This is a genomic window from Brevundimonas sp. GW821-FHT10A07 (genome assembly GCF_059415785.1).
This window is the reverse complement of the sequence record NZ_JBWKNX010000013.1, coordinates 77996-98384: the sequence shown is the minus strand read 5'-3', so window position 1 is coordinate 98384 and position 20389 is coordinate 77996. Positions and strand designations below refer to the sequence as shown.

Genomic DNA, 20389 nt, shown 5'->3' with positions numbered 1-20389 from the left:
CATCAGGAGTTTGGCCATGGCCAAGGAAAAGTTCGAACGCACGAAGCCGCACTGCAACATCGGCACGATCGGCCACGTTGACCACGGCAAGACGACGCTGACGGCGGCGATCACGATGACGCTGGCGAAGGCTGGCGGCGCCAAGGCGATGGCCTATGCGGACATCGACGCTGCGCCGGAAGAAAAGGCGCGCGGCATCACGATCAACACCGCGCACGTGGAATATGAGACGGCCAACCGTCACTACGCCCACGTCGACTGCCCCGGCCACGCCGACTATGTGAAGAACATGATCACCGGCGCGGCGCAGATGGACGGCGCGATCCTGGTGGTTTCGGCCGCTGACGGCCCGATGCCGCAGACCCGCGAGCACATCCTGCTGGCCCGTCAGGTCGGCGTGCCGGCCCTGGTGGTCTTCATGAACAAGGTCGACCTGGTCGACGACGAAGAACTGCTCGAGCTGGTCGAGATGGAAGTGCGCGAGCTGCTGAGCTCGTACCAGTTCCCGGGCGACGATATTCCGATCACCAAGGGTTCGGCCAAGGCCGCGACCGACGGCGTGAACCCGGAAATCGGCGAACAGCGCGTTCTGGCCCTGATGGAAACCGTCGACGCCTATATCCCGCAGCCGGAACGTCCGGTCGACCTGCCCTTCCTGATGCCGGTCGAAGACGTCTTCTCGATCTCGGGCCGCGGCACCGTGGTCACGGGCCGCGTCGAAAAAGGCATCGTCAAGGTCGGTGAAGAAGTCGAAATCGTTGGCATCCGTCCGGTTCAGAAGACGACCTGCACGGGCGTCGAAATGTTCCGCAAGCTGCTGGACCAAGGTCAAGCGGGCGACAACGTCGGCGTTCTGCTGCGCGGCACCAAGCGCGAAGACGTCGAGCGCGGTCAGGTTCTGTGCAAGCCGGGTTCGATCACCCCGCACACCAAGTTCCTGGCCGAAGCCTACATCCTGACCAAGGAAGAAGGCGGCCGTCACACCCCGTTCTTCACCAACTATCGTCCGCAGTTCTACTTCCGCACGACCGACGTGACCGGCATCGTGCAGCTGAAGGAAGGCGTCGAAATGATCATGCCCGGCGACAACGCCGAGCTGAACGTCGAACTGATCACCCCGATCGCCATGGACCAGGGCCTGCGCTTCGCCATCCGTGAAGGCGGCCGCACCGTCGGCGCCGGCGTCGTCGCCAAGATCATCGAGTAATCATTCTTTTGGCCTAACGCGCTCACGCGCTGCTTGAGGCCAGACGGATGTCGTCGCCTAACAGAACGGCCCCCGGAGCGATCCGGGGGCCGTTTTGCTGTGGGGCGGAGGCTGGCGGCTTTGGCGCGGCCGACGCGCGAATCAGGACGCCGGCTGGTCCTTCGCCCCGTAGCGCATCCGACTCAGGGCGTCGCTCACCCTGCGGAACGGCGCCTCGAAATCCTTGCCGGCCTTCCATTTCTCGAAGGCCATGACGTTTTCGATTCGGCGGGCGACGAAGGCCTCGGCCGGCGCGCGACCGTCGAACCAGCGCATCGTCAGGGCGGGGATCAGGATGCCCGACAGGATGGTGCGCTTGGAATAGTGGTTCCAGTCCGTGGTCTCGTCGCCGGCCCAGCGCCACAGGTGGTCGGCGCTCTCCCAGGCCAGTTTCAGCCCCAGGTCGGCGTTGGTCGGCAGGGCGAGGAAGGCGGCGCAGCGACGGGTCGCCTCCAGGTCGGCGGCGCCGGCCTCCATCCGCTCGGACACGGCGCGGGCGATTCTCTCACGTATCTTCAAGGACTTGGCGTCGACTACGCCCAGGGCCTCAAGCGCACGGGCGTCATGGCGGCGCGAGAACAGGGCGGCCAGATCGCGCGCGCCATTGGGCAGAAGCAGTTCCTCGTCGCCGCGCGACAGGCCGCAGGCCTCGCAGGCTTCCCGCACCAGACGGGCGTTCCAGCCCAGGGCGGGGGCGCGCGCGACGGCCGCATCCAGCACGGTCTGTTCGGTCCGGTCGGCCCAATCGTCGTTCTGTGTCATGGGCGGATCATACGCCCGTCTCATCGGGCTTTCGAGCCTCGAAGAATGGTTGCGACGAACTGGACAGAATGGGGCGGCTCGTGTATCAGCGCGCCTTCATCCGGGAGCCCGACTTTCGGAAGACAATTTTATTTTGTTCGCCCGTCTCCCTCACAGGACGCGGCGGGCGGCCAAAGGAGAGTTCAACCTGGTACAGATTTTCGTTCGCGATAATAACGTCGATCAAGCGCTGAAAGCCCTCAAGAAGAAGATGCAACGCGAAGGCAGCTTCCGTGAAATGAAGCGCCACGTGCATTACGAAAAGCCGTCGGAAAAGCGCGCCCGTCAAAAGGCCGAAGCTGTCCGCCGCGCCCGTAAGCTGGCCCGCAAGCGCGCTCAGCGCGAAGGCCTGCTGCCCCCGCCGAAGCCGCGGGTTCCCGGCCCCGGCGCCGCTGGCGGCAGCCGCTAAGGCTCAGGCTCAGGCCAAAAGATTCAAGGCCGCCTCCGCAAGGAGGCGGCCTTTTTCTTTGTCTCATCCCTGCGAAGCGGGGAGGAGACCGCGTCGCGCCCTCACCCCCGGCCGGTGATCGCCCGGCCGAAGCTCTTCCAGCTCAGTTTGACGTCCGACAGGGCGCCGGCCCGGAAGGCGCGGCCGGCGATCCAGACCATCAGGGCGGCGGTGGCGAACATGCCGATCAGGGTCAGGACGATCTCGACCAGAGGCGGATCGCTGGGCGCGCGGGCGCTCATCAGGAAGGGGGTGAAGAAGGGAATCCACGACAGGACCTTGACCACCGGCGCGTCGGGACTGGTCAGGGCCATCTGCATGACCAGCATGGGCACGACCAGGATCATCATGATCGGTCCCATCAGGGTCTGGGCGTCGCGCGGCGTCTCGCAGAAGGCGCCGATGGCCGCGAACAGGACCGCGTACATCAGATAGCCGCCGACCATATAGGCGATGAAATAGAAGACCAGGCCGTCGTGCATCAGCACCTGTCCGACCGTCGCCGCCGTCTGGGGCGAGGCGGACAGCAGGCCGAACGTTCCGATCCCGCCCCAGACCACCAGCACGCTGAGGGTCAGCATCGCCACGCCCAGCACCTTGCCGGTCAGGATCTCGGTCGCCGAGGCCGATGACAGCAGGACCTCCAGGATCTTGTTCGACTTCTCCTCCATCACGCTGTTCAGCAGGATGGAGGCCCCGGTGATGACCAGGGACCATAGCAGGAAGCCGGCGGCCAGGCCGATGAAGGAGGGGATGCGGTCGCGCATCGAGACCTCGCCCCCGCTGGCGGCGTTGGGCGAGAAGGCCTTCACCTCGGGGCGGAAGCTCTGCACCTCCTGGGCCACGGCCGGGGCGACCCCGGCGGCGGTCAGCAGTTCGGTGCGGCGGGCGTCGCGCAGGGCGCCGCGAATGAAGCCGGAGACGTCGTTGTCATTGGCGCGGCCGGTCCAGACCTGGGCGGCGGGCTTGCCGTCGACGCGGCTCAGGAAGACGACCGCGTCCAGGCGGCGGTCCTTGGGCGTCTCCTTGTCCAGGGCCGTCTTGATGGCGGCGTCGCGGGCCGGGCCGGTCGCCTCGGCGATGGCGGGCGGCGGGGCGACCAGGCGGATCTTGGGACCGCTGATGGAGGCGACGGCGCGGCCGGCACCGGCCTGTCCCTTTTCGGCGGCTTCGCGCAGACGCTCGTTCTGACGGTCCAGATCGGACTGGAGCGAGGCCCGCACGGCGGCGGCCAGGCCCGTGGCGGTCGGACCGTCCTCGACGACGGCCACGGCCTTGATCGGTTCGGCCGACTGGATCAGCAGGGGAATGCCGCCGCCCAGCACGGCGAACAACGGCAAGGCCAGCAGCGACAGCCAGAAGCCCACGGTCTTGGCGTAGGCGACATATTCGCGCCGGGCGATCAGCAGGGTGCGCTTCATTGGACCGCCTCCGAAAGGGTGACGGCTTGATCGGGATTGTCCCCGGTCAGGCCGATGAAGGCGTCGTGCAGGGTCGGCTCCTTCAGGGCGAAGCCGCGCACGTCCAGCCCGTTCAGGAAGGCCGCCTTCAGCGTCTCCTGGCCGCCGGCGCCGGGCGCCAGGGCGATCTTCAGCCGCCGCACCCCGTCCGTGTCGGACAGGGTCTCGACCCCCGCCACGCCGGGCAAGGCCGCCGCAGCCTCGGGCGTGATGGCGCCGTCCAGATCAAGAAAGCGCGGCGAGGTGGCCTTGGCCTCGTCCACCGACCCTTCGAACGCCTTCTTGCCCCGGGCCAGCAGCACGACCTTGTCGCACAGCCGTTCGGCGTGCTGCATCACATGGGTGGAGAACAGGACGGTGGCCCCGTCCGCCGCCAGCCCCCGGATCATCTCTTCGAGTCCCTGCTGATTCATCGGGTCCAGGCCCGAGAAGGGCTCGTCCAGGATGACGAACTCGGGCTTGTGGACCACGGCGGCGATCAGCTGGACCTTCTGGGCCATCCCCTTGGACAGCTCTTTCATCTTCTTCTTCTGCGCCGCGCCCAGGCCCTGCTGCTCCAGCAAAAGTTTCGCGCGCTTCTTGCCCTCGTTCATCGGCAGGCCCTTCAGGGCGCCGAAGAAGGCGATGGCCTCGACCGGGGTCATCTTCTTGTAGAGGCCGCGTTCCTCGGGCAGGAAGCCGATCCGGTCGCGCACGAGCCGCCCATTGGGCGCGCCCAGAATATCGATCCGCCCCGCGGTCGCCTCCTGCAGCCCCAGGATCATCCGCAGGGTTGAGGTCTTGCCCGCCCCGTTCGGGCCCAGAAAGCCGCAGATCGAGCCTTTGGGCACCTGAAAACTGAGATCGCGCACGGCGTCGAACCCGCCATACCGCTTGCTTACGCTCTCCAGCGTCAACGCCGCCGTCATCTCGTCTCCCCCCACAGTTGCAGTCAGCCTAGCAAGGCCGAAGCGGTTCAGGCCAGCCGCTTCGGCGTCGCGCCCCTACTTCAGGACGGGCAGGTCGATATAGGAGGCGTCCTCGCCCGCGTGGTGGATGGCGTTGTCTGCGATCACGCCCTGGGTTTCCGTCTCGTTTGGACCGCCCGTATTCAGGTTGCGGACGAACTTCGGGAAGTTGGAGCTGGTCACCTCCACGCGGATCCGGTGGCCCGGCTGGAAGGTGTTGCTGATCGTCATCGGCGTGGGCTGCACCGTCGCCACCTGGCCGGGGACCAGGGGCGTCGGCCGCGCATAGCCGTCGCGGTAGCGCGCCCGCATGATGGTGTCGCCCAGGATATAGGCCGTCCCGTCCGGCGCCACATCCACCAGCTTGACGGCGAAGTCGGTGTCCTGCGCCGACGACGAGACTTTCAGCACCGCATCGATGAAGCCGGTCACCTGCATCGGCGCGGTCAACGGCTCGGACGTATAGACCAGCACGTCGTTGCGCGCCTCGATCGGGCGCTGGTCGAAGGCGCCGGCCGTGACCAGGCCGCCGTTGCAGCAGTCGCCGCCGCCGATGGTCTGGACCGGGTTCATCGGGTCATAGCGATAGCGGTCGGCCGCTTCGCCGACGGGCGGCGCCTCCAGGCTGAGGCGGCCGTCGCCGTTCAGGCTGTTGGCCTCGCCGCCCGAGCGCAGATACATCCGCACCGTCTTGACGCCCTGCGGCGGCCACTGGGCGGCGGTGCGCCACCTGTTTTCGCCCATGTTGAAATACTGGACATGCGGGGTGGTGGCGGGGAAGGCGCGGGCCTCGCCCTTCAGCCAGCGGTCGAACCAGGCGGCGACCAGGGCGTCGCTGTCGAAACTGGCGTCGCCCAGCGGCCGGTCGCCCGAGCGGAAGTTCGGCCCCAGGCCGCCGAAGGCGCAGTGGTTGTTCGGTCCGACGACGACATATTGGTTCTCGGCCGCCTCGCGGTCCTGGGTGGTGGAACGGGCGTGGTTGAACAGCTCCATGTTCGGGCCGATGGAGACGTCGTACCAGCTGTTGAACCACAGCGACGGCACGCCCCAGCCCATGTCGTCGTGATACAGGCCCCCTTCGCGCCAGGCCGGATCATCCGGCGTCCGCGCGATCAACGCCTCGAAGGTCGCCGGCGGCTCGCCCAGGTCCTTCATCATCTCGTTGACGGGCAGGTGGCGGATCTGGCTGGGCCAGTTCACGTCCGGCTTCTCGGCGTCCAGGTCGTTGTAGCGGACGATCCGGGCGCGGGTTTCCTGATCGATATCGCCGGGGATCTGGGCCCGCTGCGGATTGTCCACGCCGTACAGCCAGACGAAGAACAGGTTGCGGGGCACGCCGCCCGTGTACCAGTTGCCCTGTTCCTGGAACCGGCCGACCTTGCCGATGCCGGCGCCGGACGCCTGGGGCACCATGGCGGCGTGGGCCGGGTGGTTCTGGGCGGCCAGGGCCAGCTGCCACTCGGCCGAGGAGGAACAGCCCAGGGTGCCGACCTTGCCGTTCGACCAGGGCTGGGCCGCGATCCAGGTCAGGGCGTCATAGCCGTCGGTCTGGGGATAGCCCAGGATCTCGTAATCGCCCTGCGAGAAGTAGCGGCCGCGTTCGTTCTGCATCACCAGGGCGTAGCCCCGGCTGACCCAGGTCAGGGCGCTGCGCGTCGAGCGGGCGTTGTAGGCCAGTTCGTTATAGGGCGTTCTGACGAAGACGGTGGGCAGGGGGCCCTTGGCGCCCTTGGGCCGATAGATGTTGGTCGCCAGGCCCACCCCGTCCCGCATCGGAACCATCACCGCCATCTCGACATCGGCGATGCGGGACAGTTCGGACTGGGCCGCCGCGTCGCTGTAGCGGTTGTAGTTCTGGGCCGAGGCGGCGATGGGGGCGGCTGACAAGGCGGCCGCGACAACGGCGGCGACAAATCTGTTCATATCCAGTCCCTCCACAGAAAGGGGAGGTTAGGACGATCTCGGCCCGCGTCGCAACGGATTGCTCAGGCTCAGGCCTTGGCCTTCACCGCCACGTCGAAATGTCGGCCCATGACCTTGGTGGGGTTCACCTGGCCGCCGTTGCGGCGGACCTCGAAATGAAGGTGGGGACCGGTGGAATAGCCGGTGGAGCCGACAAGGCCGATGCGATGGCCGGGCGTGACCGCGTCGCCGCTGGCCACGTCGATGCGGCTGAGATGGCCATAGACGGTGCTGAGGCCGTTGGGGTGGCGGACTTCGATGAAGTTGCCGTAGCCGCCGGCGTCATAGCCGGTGCGGACGATCCGGCCCTCGGCGGCGGTGAAGACGGTCGTTCCCTTGGGCGCGGCGATGTCGACGCCCTTGTGGGCGCGGGCCCGGGCCTTGATCGCCAGTTTGCGCAGGCCATAGGGCGAGTTGATCGCATAGCCGCGCACCGGGGCCGAGAAGACGATCTGGCGCATCACCGGACCGGGCGCCTCGACCTGGGCCTTGACCGGCGGGGCCACGGGGGCGGCGGCCAGGACGGGCGGCGGGGTCTCGCGCGTCACGCCGGGGGCGGCGGCGGCGGCCAGCACGGCCACGGCGGCGAAGGCGACCGTCTGGCCGGAGTGGATCAGAAGGCTCTTGCAGCGCGCCAGGGGCGCGTCGGTCAGCAGGCGTCGCATTCGGCGGCGTCTCCAGCGTATTCACGCTCTGGATTTGAAGGCGCGGCGGCGCGATCTCGCGGCGGCCGTCCCAGGGGAGGCCGGCTTATGCCCGGCGGCTGGGGCGACTTTTGGGCCGTCGTCTGGCGGCGGATGGTCGCAGAGCGTCAGCCCAGGGGACGGCGTGCGATCAGATCGATCAGGGCCGAGCGGCCATGGTGGCCCGAACCTTCGTGAAGATCGGCGTCATAAGCGTCCAGCGTCTCGATCTCGAAATCCCCGAAGGCCTGGCGCAACAGCTCCGGCGTATAGAGGTGGTCCACCTGGGGCGGACCGCCGGTGCCGTATTCGATCTGGCGCGGGGTGTAGCCGTGCAGCAGGATCAAGCCGCCGGGTTTGACGGCCCTCTTCATGCCCTCGAAAATCTGGTGTCTGAAATCAGGGGCGGCGAACTGGATGAAGACAGCGACCACGGCGTCATAGGCGGCCTGGGGCCAAGCCCAGTCCTGCAGGTCCTGCACCCTGAAATCCACCTCCACGCCCGCTTCGCGAGCCAGGCTTCGCGCCTTGTCCTGGCCGGATGGCGAGATGTCGGTCGCCACCACATCGTGACCCAGAGACGCCAAATACACGGAGTTGCGACCCTCGCCGTCTGCGGGGGCGAGAATCCGACTGCCCGGTGTCAGAGCCTTCGCGTGGTTCAGCAGAAAGCGGCTGGGGGCCGTGCCGAACACATAGTCGTCGGTCGCGGCATAGCGCGCGTCCCAGCCGGTGCTTGCAGTCGCCATGATCGCCCTCGTTATTTTGCGAGTCGTTATCAACATTCCGCGCCCGGCGCAATCCGCCGAAGGGTCAGGCGATGATGTCGGGCAGGATCTGGTCCTCGATCTTCACGATCTCGTCCTTGATAGCCAGTTTCTTGCGCTTCAGCCGGGCGATCATCAGCTGGTCGGGAACGGCGGCTTCGGTCAGGGCGTCGATGGAGGCGGAAAGGTCAGAATGTTCGAGGCGCAGCAGTTTGACGCGGGCGTGAAGCGCCGCCTCTTCCTCGCTGTATTCCGGAACGTCGTCATTCATCGTGCAATCCCCGAAACGATTATAGCCACCGGCGTCTCAGGCCGGAAGGGCGTCGGCCAGCCGGATCAGGGCGGGACGCGGCGTAACCTGGGCCCAGACCCGCGCCGTCGCGACCAGGGCCTCGACAAAGGGGCGAGGCGAGCCTGTCGGGGCCTCCGACGCCAGGGCCTCCAAGGCCTCGAGCAGGTGTCGCTCCGCCAGCAGCTCCAGCGCCTTGACCCGGTCGCGCACGGCCTGGCGGGGTTCGTCGTCGATGTCGGGGATCGGCGCCTTCAGGGTGCGGCGGATCGCGCGCAGCGGCGCCACGACGACGCTGTCCCAGGCGCGAGCGGTGTCGCAGGCGGCCTCGATGGTCTCGGCGTCCGGATTGCGACCCGTGGCCGCGATCCAGGCGGACCACAGCAGGACCGGCACGTTCTGCTCATGATTGTCCTGCAAGGCCACACAGGCCTCGCTGACGCCCGGCGCGCCATAGGCGGCGACCGCCCAGTCCCACAGGGGTGTGGATTGAGCGGCCGTCACTTGAGCCCCTCCCAGCGCCGCACGGCGCTCCAGTCCAGGCCGAACAGGTCCAGGGACCGGCCGACCGACTGGTCCACCATCTCCAGGATCGACGCCGGCCGGGCGTAGAAGGCGGGCAGGGGCGGGGCGATGATCGCCCCCATCTCGGTCAGGGCCGTCATGGTCCGCAGATGGCCCAGATGGAAGGGCGTCTCGCGCACCATCAGCACCAGAGGCCGACGTTCCTTCAGGGTCACGTCGGCGGCGCGGGTCAGAAGGGACGAGGTCACGCCGGTGGCGATCTCGCTCATCGTCTTCACTGAACAGGGGGCGACGATCATGCCCAGGGTCTTGAACGACCCCGACGCGATGGTGGCCCCGACGTCGGCCATCTTGTGGACGACGGTCGCCTTGGCGGTCAGCTCGGCAGGCGACAAATCCGTCTCCTGCGACAATGTGAGCAGGGCCGCCTTGGACACCACCAGATGGCTCTCGACGCCGAGATCCTTCAGGGCGTCCAGCACCCGTGCGCCATAAATCGCTCCGGAAGCCCCTGAAATTCCTACGACCAGCCGATAAGGAGGGTTCCGTATGGCTCCGTTCACATCATGGACCATTTTAAGGGTCAGCCTCCGTGGGTCCGGCGAGACCGGCTGTCACTGGAATGTGATTCCACAGCCTGCCGAACCGGGCGCTCACTCTACTGGTCCCTAACCTACGGAGGCGCAAGCCATGACCATCGAGGCTCGTATTCGCGAACTGGGTAATCGTCATCGCACCCTGGATGAGACCATCCAGAAGGAGCTCACCCGTCCGTCCGTGGACACGTTGCAGGTCAGGGAGCTGAAGCAGAAGAAGCTCCGGCTGAAGGAAGAAATCACCAGTCTGGAGGCGCGGGCCCACTAAGGGGCGCTCGACCTCCCGAAAACGACGACGGCCCCGGAGCGCGATCTCCGGGGCCGTTTTTCGTTCTGCCTCCGCCCTGTCGCGTAGCGATGGGAGGAGGCGACGCGTCTCAGTCCTTGGTGCCGAACACCGACGCGGCGGTCGGTTCGGCGCCGGGACGCTGGCGGGCTTCCGGCACGAACTCGGGTTCGGCCTCGACTTCCTCCACCGGCTGGATGGTGCCGCCGCCCTTTTTCAGGTCGTCCTTGGTCTTCTTGTCGGCGGCCTTCTTGACGATTTCGTCCAGCACCAGCTGGCCGACCAGGCCCAGGGTGACGGGATCGACCGGCTTGATGTTGGCGCTGTTCCAGTGGGTGCGGTTGCGCACGCTTTCGATCGTGGACTTGGTGGTGCCCAGCAGTTTGGCGATCTGGGCGTCGGTCACTTCCGGGTGGTTGCGCACGAACCAGGCGATGGCGTCCGGACGGTCCTGGCGACGCGAGACCGGCGTGTATTTGGGGGCAGGCTTGGCCGACTTCATCAGTTCGGCGTGACGGCTGACGATGGCCTTCAGGCGATAGTTCTCGTCGGCCTGGGCCTTGTCCAGTTCCTCGCGGGTCAGCTGGCCGCCGGTGACGGGATCGACGCCGCGGATGTCGCGGGCCACGTCGCCGTCGGCGATGCCGCGCACTTCAAGCGGATGCAGGCCGCAGAAATCGGCGATCTGCTCGAAGCTGAGGGAGGTGTTGTCGACCAGCCAGACCGCAGTGGCCTTCGGCATAAGAATGTCGCTCATGGGGCGTTCGTCCCGGAATGGTGGGGCCGCCGAATGGGGGTTCGGCTGGCGTTGGATACGACGGCGCCCGGCCTTTCGACCGGGCGCTTATGGTTTCGATATAGGCCTATTCGCCCGAAAAGAAAACGCCGCCGAACATTCACGTACAGCCACGGTTCATGTGCGCCGAGGCAACCTTCGCGGTAGTCGAGGCTTTCGCCTTCGGGAGAGGAGAAACATCATGTCCATTCTGCTTGGGGCCGCCATGGCCGCAGCCCTGGCTTCGGGCCAGGACATCACCGCCCAGCGGGTCGCGCCGCGCGGCAGCTACGCCCGGTCCTGCACCGAGGCCTATACGCACCGGGGCCGCCTGTACGCCGATTGTCGCGACATGCGCGGCCAGATTCGCGGCACCTCGATCGAGCTGGCGCGCTGCGGCGATGAGGAGATCAACAACGACAACGGCCTGCTGGTGTGCGGCCGGTTCCGGGGCGACTACGAGGATCGCCAGCCCGATCGGCCCGGCGGCGGGCCCGGCAATGGGGGTGGTTGGAACGGCGGAAATGGCGGCGGTTGGAACGGCGGCCACGGCGGGGGGTGGAACGGCGGCGGCTGGGGCCGGTCTTCGATCACCGTCTATGAGAATTCGAACTTCCGCGGCGCCTCGCGGGAATTCGTCGGCGAGGACCGCAACCTGGGCCGCACGCCTTTCAATGACCGGATCAGTTCGGTGCGCGTCCAGGGGCGGTGGGAAGTCTGCACCGACGCCGAGTTCCGGGGCCGTTGCCGTATCGTCGAGGGCGACATCCGCAATCTGAGCGGCGGCTTCAACGACAGCATCTCGTCGATGCGCCCGGTGCGGGGCGGTCGCTACTAGGCCGTCAGCACGAACTTGCCGACGTGATCGCCCGCCTCCAGCGCGCGATGGGCGTCGGCGGCGCGCTCCAGCGGGAAGGTCGCCTGCACCGGCGGCCGGACCGCCCCCGAGACCACCCAGGGCCAGACCGTCGCCTCCACGGCGGCGGTCAACCGGGCCTTTTCGTCGGCTGAACGGCTGCGCAGGGTCGAGCCGGTCAGCACCAGTCGTTTCAGCATCACCCGCATCAGGTCGATCTCGACCTTGGACCCCGACAGCGAGGCGATGACCACCCAGCGCCCGCCGGCCTTCAGCGCCTTCAGGTTCAGTTCGGCGTAGTCCCGCCCCACCATGTCCAGCACCACATCGGCCCCGCCCGCCTCGGCGATGGCGGCGGCCAGATCGTCGGTTTTGGCGTCCAGGCTGACGTCGGCGCCCAGGGCGCGTGCGGCGGCGGTCTTGTCCGCCCCGCGCGAGGTGGCGATCACCGTCGCGCCGGCGGCCTTGGCCATCTGGATGGCGGTGACGCCGATGCCGCTGGTCGCGCCGTGGATCAGCAGCGTCTGGCCCGCCTTCAGCCCGCCCGCCTCGAACACATTGGCGAAGACGGTGAAGACCGTCTCGGGCAGGACCGCCGCCTGCACATAGTCCAGTCCGTCCGGGATCGGCAGCAGATGCCGGGCGTCCACCACGACCCTGTCGGCGTAACCGCCCCCGCCCAGCAGGGCGCAGACCCGGTCGCCGACGGCCCAGCGCGTCACGCCCTCGCCCACGGTCTCGACCTCGCCGGCGACTTCCAGCCCCACGATGTCCGAAGCCCCCGGCGGCGGCGGATAGACGCCATTTCGCTGCAACAGGTCCGGCCTATTGATTCCCGCCGCGTGAACCCGAATCATCACCTCGCCGGCGCGGGCCACAGGGTCGGGCCGGTCCGCCAGCCGCAGCGCCTCGGCCGGTCCTGAACCGCCTTCGATCTCGATGACCCGCATAGTCGCTCCGCTTGCAATCGTCCGTGTCCGGGCGTTCAGATAGGCGCCCCGGCCGCGCGCGGCCATGGCAGAATGAAGAAAGGCGACGACGATGTTCGAGGATATCGAACCCCGCCCCCGGCGCGGCGAGGCCCTGACGGCCCTGGGGCGCGAAGATCTGGACCTCTATTCGATCGACGACCTCGAGGAACGGATCGAGGCGCTGGACCATGAGATACAGCGCGCCCGCTCGGCCATAGAAGGCAAGAAATCCAAGAAGAGCGCCGCCGACGCCCTGTTCAAATTTGGAGCGTGATCGCGCAAGGATCGAAACCGTGGCATGACGGTTGCAGTCCTGACGACACGGGCGCCGTCCTTGCCCAAAGTCAGAACAAGCGTCCACTCTCGATGATGATGTCCACCATGACCCTGAGCGACACCCAGAGCACGGGCTCCAAGGCCGACCGCGGTCGCAAGGTGCAGGACTTCGCCCGCTCGGAACTGTTCGACCGCACCTTCCGCGAGGGGATGGAGCTGGTCGAGGAGACCGCCGCCTATCTGGACGGGGAGGGGCGCCGCGATTCCAAGATGCTGTCCCGCGCCGCCGCCCTGGCCTATGCCGCCGAGAGCATGAAGCTGACCACGCGCCTGATGCAGATCGCCTCGTGGCTGCTGGTCCAGCGGGCCGTGCGCGAGGATGACATGACGCCGGACGCCGCCTGCGAGCCGCGTTATCGCCTGAACGACCGCAAGATCGAGAGCGAACCCAGCCACGCCGAACTGCCCATCGCCCTGGTGGAATATCTGGTCCGGTCCGAAAAACTGTTCGACCGGGCGCTATATCTGGACCGCCGCATGTATCTGGACGTCCAGGAAGAGCAGCCGCAAAATCCCGTGCTGAGCCAGCACGGCCTGCTGGAAGCCGCGTTCAAGGGCTGAAGCGTATAACGCTGAACTTCTCCCTCCCCGCAGGGGGAGGGAGACGACTATGAGTTCTACGGCCCGACGTCGTTGACGTCGCGGCGGCCGTCGTCGACCGGTTTGGGCAGGCTGACGGCGATGCCCAGGGCCTGGGCCAGCTTGTCGTCGCGGCCATAGACGTCCTCGCGGAACGCCACCCGGCCCTGACCGTCCACGAAGGCGGTCCAATAGAGCAGGCGCACCGAGATCTCGCGGCCGGTGGTGACGCGGGTCGTCTCGCGCGTGTCCTGGGCCGTGTCGAACTGCGCCAGCTTAACCGGGTCGGGCGACAGCAGCAGCCGCGCGAACTCGACCGCATTCTGCACCCGCACGCAGCCGTGGCTGCGCTGGCGCATTGAAAGGTTGAACGCCGCCTTGGACGGGGTGTCGTGCAGGAAGATGGCGTAGCTGTCGCGCAGCTCGAACTTCACATAGCCCAGTGCGGCTTTCGGCCCGGCGCGCTGGATCACCGTGCCGTTCTGAACATACATGTCGTTGGCGGCCAGATAGGCCGGCCCCTTGGGCAGGATCTCCCGGCGGGCGATGCTGGCCGGGACATACCAGGGCGGATTGGCGACCACCGAGGCGAAGGGCTTCTCCAGGCTGGGCGTCTGGTTTTCGGCCGAGCCGACGACGACGCGGTTGGAGTGGACCGGCTTGGCGTCCTTCCAATAGACCATGATGGCGGCGGCGGTGTTGACCTCGATCCGCTCGGGCGCGACCTCGCGCTTCAGCCAGCGGCGGCGTTCCAGGTTCAGGGCGATCTGGCGGGCGCGGTCCTCGGCCGAGGCCGACAGCGAACGCTGGGTCCCCGTGCCGATGCGGCCGTCGGCGCCCAGGCCGTGGCGGACCTGGAAGCCCTGAACCGCCTGTTGCAGCTCCGACCCATAGGTCAGGCCCTCGGTCTTCAGCCGCGCGCCGTTCGCCGCCGTCAGGTCGCCTTCGGCCGTCAGCCGGTCGATCAGGGCCGGGATGCGCCGGTCGCTCATGTTCGGCTCGATCGTCGGCCCGGCCGGGAAGGCGGGCCAGCCGCCCTGGGCCGCCAGGCGACGATAACGGACATAGCCCGCCGACAGGTTCTGATAGCCGATGTCGGTCGGCGCCAGACCCTCGAACCAGTCCAGCAGGATGTTGCGCGCCAGGGCGTCGCTCAGGCCGCGCGGCAGGTCCACGCGGTTCTTCTGCATCTCCCACAGGTCTTCGACCGTCTCGGGTCGGACCTTGCCCTCGGCCAGGACGCGGCCATAGGCCAGGGCTGCGGCCGTGGTGCGCAGATCCGACGAGGCGGGATCGGCGGCCAGGCCGACGAAGTCGAAATAGTCGCCGGCCGACAGGCCGTGCCGCTCGGTCCGACCAGCGACGGCGTTGAGGGCGCGCAGCCGATCGGCGGTCCACACCGGCCGCCAGCCGTTCATTTCATAGAAGGCGCGGACGTCGGCCTGTTGCATCTCGGGCAGACGCGAAATCTGGTCGTTGAAACTGTTGTAGAAGGCGGTCGCCTGCGAACCGCGCTGCACGGTCACCTGCTGCGCGCGCGCCGTGGAGGCGAGGGTCACGGTCGCCGTCGCGACGCCCAGACCCAGTTCCCGTCTATTCATAACCCGTCCGCTTCCCGATGGGTCGATCCCCGTGGATCGACGCCCTTGCTTCGCCGTATGTGCGAACGCCGCTTATGTTACCGATGTTCCCGGCAAACAAAAAGCGCCGGTCCCGGGACCGGCGCTCTTCGTGAGCCGATTGCTGCTCAGATGCTGCCCAAATGCTGCAACGTGTCGCAGCCAGGACGCGCTTACTTCTTGATGAAGCCGGCGAACTTGTTGTTGAAGCGCGAAACGCGGCCGCCGCGGTCCAGCAGGTGGGCGTTGCCGCCGGTCCAGGCCGGGTGGGTCAGCGGATCGATGTCCAGGTTCAGCGTGCCGCCTTCCTTACCGTAGGTCGAGCGGGTTTGGTACGAGGTGCCATCGGTCATCACCACGGTGATGAAGTGATAGTCGGGGTGCGTATCGGCCTTCATGGTCGTCGTCCGGTCTCTGGCGCGGTGACGATGCCGACCGTCGGTGCGCGTGAAATTGAGAATCCCGCCGAAAGAGTCAGCGGGAAAGAGCGGGGCGTTTACACCGGGGGGCGTTCCGGGGCAAGAGGCGGGCGCAATGACCGATCAAACCGCCGCTCCCGCCCGTTCCGCCGCCGTTTCGGGGCGCGCCTCCGGCGTCGGAACGGCCGAAGGCCGACCCAGCGCCGGGGCCCTTTTGATGGAGCAGATGTCCGAGGCGGGCGAGAAACGCGCCAAACGCCGCGACATTCGCCCCCTGGCGCGCCTGATCCCCTTCGCCATGCGCCACAAGGGCCATGCCCTGATGGCGGTCTTCTGGCTGCTGCTGTCCACCACCGCCTCGCTGGGGCTGACGGTCCTGGCCCGCGGGGCCATCGACCACGGGTTTGAGGCCGGCGGCGCCAATCTGAACCGGTGGTTCCTGCTGCTGGGCGCCAACGCCCTGTTCCTGGGCCTGGCCACCGCCGCCCGCTATTTCTACGTCACCCGCACGGGCGAGCGCGTCATCGCCGATGTCCGCAAGGGCTTGTTCGGCCGCATCCTGACGCTGGACCCGTCCTTCTACGCCCATATGCGCACCGGCGAGGTGCTGTCGCGCCTGACGACCGACATCGCCCTGGTCGAGACCCTGATGACCACCTCGGTCTCCTATGCCCTGCGCAACTTCCTGACCCTGATCGGCGGGGTCGCCCTGCTGTTCTTCGTCAGCCCCAAGCTGACGGGTCTGGTCATGCTGATCGTGCCCTTCCTGCTGGGCCCCATCTTCATCTTCGGCCGCCGGGTGCGCAAACTGACCGTCGCCTCTCAGGACCGGTTCGCCAACGCCGTCGGCTTCGCCGGCGAGAGCGTGGACGCCATCGAGACCGTTCAGGCCTTCGGCCGCGAACGCAGCGCCATCGCCCGCTTCGGCGCGGCGGTCGAGGACGCCTTCGCCGCCTCCCTGACCCGGATGCGGGCGCGAGCCTGGATGACCGCCCTGATCATCATCGTCATGTTCGGCGGCGTCACCCTGGTGCTGTGGCTGGGGGCGCTGGACGTGGTGGCGGGGGTGATGACGCCCGGCGCCCTGCTGCAGTTCGTGCTGCTGTCGGTCTTCGCCGCAGGGGCGGTCGGCGCCCTGGGCGAAAGCTGGGGCGATGTCCAGAAGGCCGCCGGCGCCATGGAGCGGATCGAGGAGCTGATGCAGGCCACGCCCGACATCGCCCCGCCGGCCCAGCCTGTCACCTTGCCGTCGCCGCCGCGCGGCGAGGTGTCCATGTCCGCCGTCGGCTTCTCCTATCCCGGCCGTCCCGACCTGCCGGCCCTGAAGGGGTTCAGCCTGACCGTGCGTCCGGGCGAGACCGTGGCCCTGGTCGGTCCGTCGGGGGCGGGCAAGTCCACTGTCTTCCGCCTGCTGCTGCGCTTCTATGACCCCCAGACCGGCGTGGTCTCGGTCGACGGCGTCGACGTGCGCCAGGCCGATCCCGTCGCCGTGCGCGACCGTTTCGCCTGGGTGTCGCAGGAGACGCCGCTGTTCTCGGGTTCGGCCCTGGAGAACATCCGCTTCGGCCGCGAGACCGCCACCCTGGAAGAGGCCCGCGCCGTCGCCGACAAGGCCCAGGCCCTGGGCTTCATCGACGCCCTGCCGGAAGGTTTCGACACCCCCCTGGGCGAACGCGGCAAGAGCCTGTCGGGCGGTCAGCGCCAGCGTCTGGCCATCGCCCGCGCCCTGGTCCGCGACGCGCCCATCCTGCTGCTGGACGAGGCGACCAGCGCCCTGGACGCCGAAAGCGAGCGTCTGGTCCAGATCGCCCTCGACCAGGCCATGCAGGAACGCACCACCCTGGTCATCGCCCACCGCCTGGCCACCGTGCTTCGCGCCGACCGCATCGTCGTCATGGACGACGGCCGCGTGGTGGAGGAGGGGACGCACGACCAACTGGTGGCCAAGGGCGGGCTTTACGCGCGGTTGGCCGAACTGCAGTTCCGCGCCGGATAGACGCGCGGTCCGGCTACCTGGATCGCGCCAGGGCCGGGAAGTCGGAGAAGACGGCGTCCACACCCGCCTCCGCGAAGGCGGCGGCGTAGCCCGCCATGTCGCCATGGTCGGCGAACCCTTCGCCCCGCCGCCGCTCGGCCGGGAGGAAGGCGTTCTCGGCCCGCAGGGTCCAGATCACCACCTTCAGCCCCGCCGCATGGGCGTCCGTGACCAGGGCGCTGGGCGCGGTCGTGCGGCCTTCGGCGTCGCGCGGCAGGACCAGGGTCATCTCCGGCGCGATCCAGTCGGCATAGGCGGCCATCGCGTTGAGCCCCTCGGGCGTGATCATCTGGGCGTAGGTCAGCGACGGCCGGTCTTCCGGCGCGCCGGCTGCGCTGACCAGTTGCGCCAGCGGGACGTCGATCCGCTGTGACAGCCGCTCTAGAGGCCCGACCTCAAAACACTGGACGATGACGGGCGCATCGGCCCCGGTCAGGCCCAGCCGTTCCAGTTCGATCACGAAGGCGTCCTCCATCGGCAGGCCGATGGCGGCGAAATAGGTCGGGTGTTTCAGCTCGGGGGCCACGGCGATGGTGCGGCCGGTCCGGGCGGAGGCTTCGCGCGCGATGGCCACGACCTCGTCGAAGGTCAGGATGGGTTCTTGCCCGTCATAGGCGACATTGCCGGGCCGGAACTCGGGCAGCCGCTCCCTGGCCCGCAGGGTCTTCAGCTCGGCCAAGGTGAAGTCCTCGGTGAACCATCCGGTGATGGCCGCGCCGTCGATGGTCTTGGTGGTCTTGCGATCCGCGAACTCGGGCCGGTCGGCCACGTCGGTCGTGCCGCCGATCTCGTTCTCGTGCCGGTCGATGAAGACCCCGTCCCTGGACATCACCAGATCCGGCTCGATCACATCGGCGCCCTGTTCGATCGCCAGTTGATAGGCCGCGCGCGTATGCTCCGGCCGTTCGCCGGACGCGCCGCGATGGGCGATGATCAGGGGCTGGGCCACGGCGGGCGTTCCAACGAGCAGGGCGAGGGCGGTGACGATGGCGCGGATCATGCTCCTTGGATAGGGGCGCCGCGCGACAACCGAATGACGACGGCGTTTCTCCCTCCTCCTGCGGGGGAGGGGGGTGAAGCGCAGCGGAGCCGGGTGGGACGGGCAGGGCGAAGTCCCACAGACCGGATCGCCTCAGTCCGTGCGCCCTGGCCTCGCCGCCCCCACCCCGTCGCTTCGCGACGCCCCTCCCCGGTCGGGGAGGGAGAGAGGCGGCTATGCGGCCTCAGGACGCCTGCAGCACCTTGCGCAGCTGCGGATGCAGTTCGCTGTTGCTGGCCAGAACCGACACGCCCGTCTTGGGATCGCCGTCCGCCTCGATGGTGGTCACCGACCCGCCGGCCTCGGTGACGAACAGGATGCCCGCCGCCACGTCCCAGGGCTTCAGGCCGCGCTCGAAAAAGGCGTCGTAGCGGCCGGCCGCGACCCAGGCGAAGTCCAGGGCGGCCGAGCCCAGGCGGCGGATGCCGGCGACGCGCTGGCCGATGGCGTGGATGTCCTTGATGGCCTGGGCGTGGCCCGACTTGCCGATGAAGGGCAGGCCCGTGGCGACCAGGCTCTCCGACAGGTCGCGACGGCCGGCGACGCGGATCCGCTGGTCGTTCAGATAGCAGCCCTTGCCCTTTTCGGCCCAGAACAGCTCGTTCATCACGGGATTATAGGTCACGCCGGCCACGATCTCGCTCGAACCGTCGGGCGCCCTGCGCTCCAGCCCCACCGTGACGGCGAAATGCGGCATGGCGTGCATGAAGTTGGTGGTGCCGTCGATGGGATCGACGATCCAGGTGTGGGACTTGTCGGTCCCCTCGATCATGCCGCGCTCTTCACCCAGGAAGCCGTAGCCCGGGCGGGCCTTCATCAGCAGTTCGTACAGGGTGTCTTCGGCGCGCAGGTCGGCGGTCGTGACGAAATCGCCCGGCCCCTTCCTCGACACCTGAAGCTGCGACACCTCGCCGAAGTCGCGCAGCATGGGGCGTGCGGTCTTGCGCACCGCGTCGAGCATGACTTGGAGCAGGGCGGAAGCGAGGGCCATCGGCGGATCTCCTGGTCCGCATGTCCTGAAAAGGCCCATTCTTCAGTAGGATGAGAGCCCGGACATGCGGAGAAGTGCAAGAAAGGGAACGGCCCCGGATGAGGCCGGCAGTGTGTCTTAGTCCGCGCGGCGGACGTATTCGCCGCTGGTCGTGTCGACGATGATGCGTTCACCGGCCGACATATAGGGCGGGATCATGATCCGCACGCCGTTCGAGGCGATGGCGGGCTTGTACGAGGACGAGGCCGTCTGGCCCTTCACGGTCGGCTCGGTTTCGGCGACTTCCAGCACGACCTGATCCGGCAGTTCCAGGCCGATCGGACGCTCTTCGTGCATCTCGATGATCACCTTCATGCCCTCTTGCAGATAGGGGATGCGCTCTTCGCCGACCCAGTCCTTCTGCAGCTCGATCTGCTCGTAGGTGGCGTCGTCCATGAAGACCAGGCTGTCGCCGTTGTCGAACAGATAGGAGAAGTCCTTCTGCTCCAGCGTCACGCGCTCGACCTTGTCTTCCGACCGGAAGCGCTCGTTCAGCTTGTTGCCGGTCTCGAGGTTCTTGGCCTCGACGTTGGCGAAGGCGCCGCCCTTGCCGGGCTTGACGTGGCTGGCCTTGGTGACGACCCACAGGCCGCCATTGTGCTGCAGGACCATGCCGGGCTTGATGGTGTTGCCGTTGATCTTCATGGGGTCACATCGGGAATGGGGTTGCGCCCACGCGCCCGGATGGGGCGTGGCGAATAGGGCGCGATCCCTAGAGGA

Annotated in this window: 23 protein-coding genes; 7 read left to right on the top strand and 16 right to left on the bottom strand. The window is 67.8% G+C overall.

Annotated elements, in window-relative coordinates:
* Window positions 1-16: 16 nt before the first annotated feature.
* A complete protein-coding gene (tuf, locus tag AC07NC_RS12265; protein WP_008260274.1) occupies window positions 17-1207 on the top strand; it encodes an elongation factor Tu in 1191 nt (396 codons plus the stop codon).
* A 141-nt stretch (window positions 1208-1348) separates the two neighbouring features.
* Here the strand turns inward: tuf and AC07NC_RS12260 are convergent, their stop codons facing one another.
* Window positions 1349-2008, bottom strand: coding sequence for a COQ9 family protein (locus tag AC07NC_RS12260; protein WP_494569710.1), 660 nt, complete (start codon window positions 2006-2008; stop codon window positions 1349-1351).
* A 187-nt stretch (window positions 2009-2195) separates the two neighbouring features.
* Here AC07NC_RS12260 and rpsU point away from each other — a divergent pair, with 187 nt between their 5' ends.
* Window positions 2196-2456 carry a 30S ribosomal protein S21 gene (gene rpsU, locus AC07NC_RS12255; RefSeq protein ID WP_035310689.1) on the top strand — a complete coding sequence of 87 codons (261 nt, stop codon included), beginning with the start codon at window positions 2196-2198 and terminating at the stop codon, window positions 2454-2456.
* Window positions 2457-2557: 101 nt separating this feature from the next.
* Here rpsU and AC07NC_RS12250 read toward each other — a convergent pair whose 3' ends face one another.
* The 8 genes from AC07NC_RS12250 to AC07NC_RS12215 all read right to left on the bottom strand — a co-directional run bounded on the left by AC07NC_RS12250 (window position 2558) and on the right by AC07NC_RS12215 (window position 9703).
* Window positions 2558-3916 (bottom strand): ABC transporter permease, encoded by a 1359-nt coding sequence (locus AC07NC_RS12250; RefSeq protein WP_494569709.1) that lies wholly within the window; start codon window positions 3914-3916, stop codon window positions 2558-2560.
* Window positions 3913-4863, bottom strand: a complete 951-nt coding sequence (locus AC07NC_RS12245; RefSeq protein ID WP_035310679.1) for an ABC transporter ATP-binding protein — start codon at window positions 4861-4863, stop codon at window positions 3913-3915. The genes AC07NC_RS12250 and AC07NC_RS12245 overlap by 4 nt, the downstream gene beginning before the upstream one ends.
* A gap of 75 nt (window positions 4864-4938) precedes the next feature.
* Window positions 4939-6825, bottom strand: coding sequence for a CocE/NonD family hydrolase (locus AC07NC_RS12240; RefSeq protein WP_494569708.1), 1887 nt, complete (start codon window positions 6823-6825; stop codon window positions 4939-4941).
* Between the two features lie 68 nt (window positions 6826-6893).
* Entirely contained in the window at window positions 6894-7529 is a 636-nt protein-coding gene (locus AC07NC_RS12235) for a M23 family metallopeptidase (RefSeq protein ID WP_494569707.1), read from the bottom strand.
* Between the two features lie 146 nt (window positions 7530-7675).
* A complete protein-coding gene (locus tag AC07NC_RS12230; protein ID WP_494569706.1) occupies window positions 7676-8296 on the bottom strand; it encodes an SAM-dependent methyltransferase in 621 nt (206 codons plus the stop codon).
* A 64-nt stretch (window positions 8297-8360) separates the two neighbouring features.
* Window positions 8361-8585, bottom strand: coding sequence for a YdcH family protein (locus AC07NC_RS12225; protein WP_008264154.1), 225 nt, complete (start codon window positions 8583-8585; stop codon window positions 8361-8363).
* A 36-nt stretch (window positions 8586-8621) separates the two neighbouring features.
* Entirely contained in the window at window positions 8622-9107 is a 486-nt protein-coding gene (locus tag AC07NC_RS12220; protein WP_494569705.1) for a TIGR02444 family protein, read from the bottom strand.
* On the bottom strand, window positions 9104-9703 hold the full coding sequence (locus tag AC07NC_RS12215; RefSeq protein WP_050771658.1) for a UbiX family flavin prenyltransferase: 600 nt from the start codon (window positions 9701-9703) through the stop codon (window positions 9104-9106). The genes AC07NC_RS12220 and AC07NC_RS12215 overlap by 4 nt, the downstream gene beginning before the upstream one ends.
* Window positions 9704-9818: 115 nt before the next feature.
* Here AC07NC_RS12215 and AC07NC_RS12210 point away from each other — a divergent pair, with 115 nt between their 5' ends.
* Window positions 9819-9992, top strand: a complete 174-nt coding sequence (locus tag AC07NC_RS12210; protein ID WP_494569704.1) for a YdcH family protein — start codon at window positions 9819-9821, stop codon at window positions 9990-9992.
* A 109-nt stretch (window positions 9993-10101) separates the two neighbouring features.
* Here AC07NC_RS12210 and AC07NC_RS12205 read toward each other — a convergent pair whose 3' ends face one another.
* On the bottom strand, window positions 10102-10767 hold the full coding sequence (locus AC07NC_RS12205; protein ID WP_008263868.1) for a DUF1013 domain-containing protein: 666 nt from the start codon (window positions 10765-10767) through the stop codon (window positions 10102-10104).
* A 220-nt stretch (window positions 10768-10987) separates the two neighbouring features.
* Between AC07NC_RS12205 and AC07NC_RS12200 the strand changes: the two genes are divergently transcribed.
* A complete protein-coding gene (locus AC07NC_RS12200; RefSeq protein WP_291755359.1) occupies window positions 10988-11623 on the top strand; it encodes a beta/gamma crystallin-related protein in 636 nt (211 codons plus the stop codon).
* Here the strand turns inward: AC07NC_RS12200 and AC07NC_RS12195 are convergent.
* Complete coding sequence (locus AC07NC_RS12195; protein WP_494569703.1) at window positions 11620-12591, bottom strand: NAD(P)H-quinone oxidoreductase; 972 nt, start codon at window positions 12589-12591, stop codon at window positions 11620-11622. The genes AC07NC_RS12200 and AC07NC_RS12195 overlap by 4 nt on opposite strands.
* Before the next feature lie 91 nt (window positions 12592-12682).
* Here AC07NC_RS12195 and AC07NC_RS12190 point away from each other — a divergent pair, with 91 nt between their 5' ends.
* On the top strand, window positions 12683-12886 hold the full coding sequence (locus AC07NC_RS12190; RefSeq protein ID WP_008263967.1) for a DUF1192 domain-containing protein: 204 nt from the start codon (window positions 12683-12685) through the stop codon (window positions 12884-12886).
* A gap of 107 nt (window positions 12887-12993) precedes the next feature.
* Window positions 12994-13509, top strand: a complete 516-nt coding sequence (gene rcdA, locus AC07NC_RS12185) for a protease adaptor protein RcdA (protein WP_050771718.1) — start codon at window positions 12994-12996, stop codon at window positions 13507-13509.
* 56 nt (window positions 13510-13565) lie between these two features.
* Here the strand turns inward: rcdA and AC07NC_RS12180 are convergent, their stop codons facing one another.
* Both AC07NC_RS12180 and rpmE read right to left on the bottom strand, forming a co-directional pair.
* On the bottom strand, window positions 13566-15128 hold the full coding sequence (locus AC07NC_RS12180) for a L,D-transpeptidase family protein (protein ID WP_494569702.1): 1563 nt from the start codon (window positions 15126-15128) through the stop codon (window positions 13566-13568).
* 191 nt (window positions 15129-15319) lie between these two features.
* Window positions 15320-15544, bottom strand: a complete 225-nt coding sequence (gene rpmE / locus AC07NC_RS12175; protein ID WP_008258897.1) for a 50S ribosomal protein L31 — start codon at window positions 15542-15544, stop codon at window positions 15320-15322.
* A gap of 136 nt (window positions 15545-15680) precedes the next feature.
* On the opposite strand from rpmE, the gene AC07NC_RS12170 reads away from it, so the two are divergent.
* Window positions 15681-17561 carry an ABC transporter transmembrane domain-containing protein gene (locus tag AC07NC_RS12170; RefSeq protein WP_494569701.1) on the top strand — a complete coding sequence of 627 codons (1881 nt, stop codon included), beginning with the start codon at window positions 15681-15683 and terminating at the stop codon, window positions 17559-17561.
* A gap of 13 nt (window positions 17562-17574) precedes the next feature.
* Here the strand turns inward: AC07NC_RS12170 and AC07NC_RS12165 are convergent, their stop codons facing one another.
* The 3 genes from AC07NC_RS12165 to efp all read right to left on the bottom strand — a co-directional run bounded on the left by AC07NC_RS12165 (window position 17575) and on the right by efp (window position 20314).
* Window positions 17575-18600 carry a glycerophosphodiester phosphodiesterase gene (locus AC07NC_RS12165; protein ID WP_494569700.1) on the bottom strand — a complete coding sequence of 342 codons (1026 nt, stop codon included), beginning with the start codon at window positions 18598-18600 and terminating at the stop codon, window positions 17575-17577.
* Between the two features lie 223 nt (window positions 18601-18823).
* Window positions 18824-19630 (bottom strand): inositol monophosphatase family protein, encoded by an 807-nt coding sequence (locus AC07NC_RS12160; RefSeq protein WP_492070910.1) that lies wholly within the window; start codon window positions 19628-19630, stop codon window positions 18824-18826.
* A 117-nt stretch (window positions 19631-19747) separates the two neighbouring features.
* Entirely contained in the window at window positions 19748-20314 is a 567-nt protein-coding gene (gene efp, locus AC07NC_RS12155; protein ID WP_008264088.1) for an elongation factor P, read from the bottom strand.
* Window positions 20315-20389 lie beyond the last annotated feature (75 nt).

Coding starts and splice junctions, on each gene's coding strand:
- AC07NC_RS12230 (WP_494569706.1), bottom strand. CDS start 8,296: ATGGCGACTGCAAGCACCGGCTGGGACGCGCGCTATGCCGCGACCGAC.
- AC07NC_RS12225 (WP_008264154.1), bottom strand. CDS start 8,585: ATGAATGACGACGTTCCGGAATACAGCGAGGAAGAGGCGGCGCTTCAC.
- AC07NC_RS12235 (WP_494569707.1), bottom strand. CDS start 7,529: ATGCGACGCCTGCTGACCGACGCGCCCCTGGCGCGCTGCAAGAGCCTT.
- AC07NC_RS12200 (WP_291755359.1), top strand. CDS start 10,988: ATGTCCATTCTGCTTGGGGCCGCCATGGCCGCAGCCCTGGCTTCGGGC.
- AC07NC_RS12205 (WP_008263868.1), bottom strand. CDS start 10,767: ATGAGCGACATTCTTATGCCGAAGGCCACTGCGGTCTGGCTGGTCGAC.
- AC07NC_RS12190 (WP_008263967.1), top strand. CDS start 12,683: ATGTTCGAGGATATCGAACCCCGCCCCCGGCGCGGCGAGGCCCTGACG.
- AC07NC_RS12245 (WP_035310679.1), bottom strand. CDS start 4,863: ATGACGGCGGCGTTGACGCTGGAGAGCGTAAGCAAGCGGTATGGCGGG.
- AC07NC_RS12215 (WP_050771658.1), bottom strand. CDS start 9,703: ATGGTCCATGATGTGAACGGAGCCATACGGAACCCTCCTTATCGGCTG.
- AC07NC_RS12160 (WP_492070910.1), bottom strand. CDS start 19,630: ATGGCCCTCGCTTCCGCCCTGCTCCAAGTCATGCTCGACGCGGTGCGC.
- tuf (WP_008260274.1), top strand. CDS start 17: ATGGCCAAGGAAAAGTTCGAACGCACGAAGCCGCACTGCAACATCGGC.
- AC07NC_RS12195 (WP_494569703.1), bottom strand. CDS start 12,591: ATGCGGGTCATCGAGATCGAAGGCGGTTCAGGACCGGCCGAGGCGCTG.
- rcdA (WP_050771718.1), top strand. CDS start 12,994: ATGACCCTGAGCGACACCCAGAGCACGGGCTCCAAGGCCGACCGCGGT.
- AC07NC_RS12210 (WP_494569704.1), top strand. CDS start 9,819: ATGACCATCGAGGCTCGTATTCGCGAACTGGGTAATCGTCATCGCACC.
- AC07NC_RS12260 (WP_494569710.1), bottom strand. CDS start 2,008: ATGACACAGAACGACGATTGGGCCGACCGGACCGAACAGACCGTGCTG.
- AC07NC_RS12240 (WP_494569708.1), bottom strand. CDS start 6,825: ATGAACAGATTTGTCGCCGCCGTTGTCGCGGCCGCCTTGTCAGCCGCC.
- AC07NC_RS12165 (WP_494569700.1), bottom strand. CDS start 18,600: ATGATCCGCGCCATCGTCACCGCCCTCGCCCTGCTCGTTGGAACGCCC.
- AC07NC_RS12250 (WP_494569709.1), bottom strand. CDS start 3,916: ATGAAGCGCACCCTGCTGATCGCCCGGCGCGAATATGTCGCCTACGCC.
- rpmE (WP_008258897.1), bottom strand. CDS start 15,544: ATGAAGGCCGATACGCACCCCGACTATCACTTCATCACCGTGGTGATG.
- AC07NC_RS12170 (WP_494569701.1), top strand. CDS start 15,681: ATGACCGATCAAACCGCCGCTCCCGCCCGTTCCGCCGCCGTTTCGGGG.
- AC07NC_RS12180 (WP_494569702.1), bottom strand. CDS start 15,128: ATGAATAGACGGGAACTGGGTCTGGGCGTCGCGACGGCGACCGTGACC.
- efp (WP_008264088.1), bottom strand. CDS start 20,314: ATGAAGATCAACGGCAACACCATCAAGCCCGGCATGGTCCTGCAGCAC.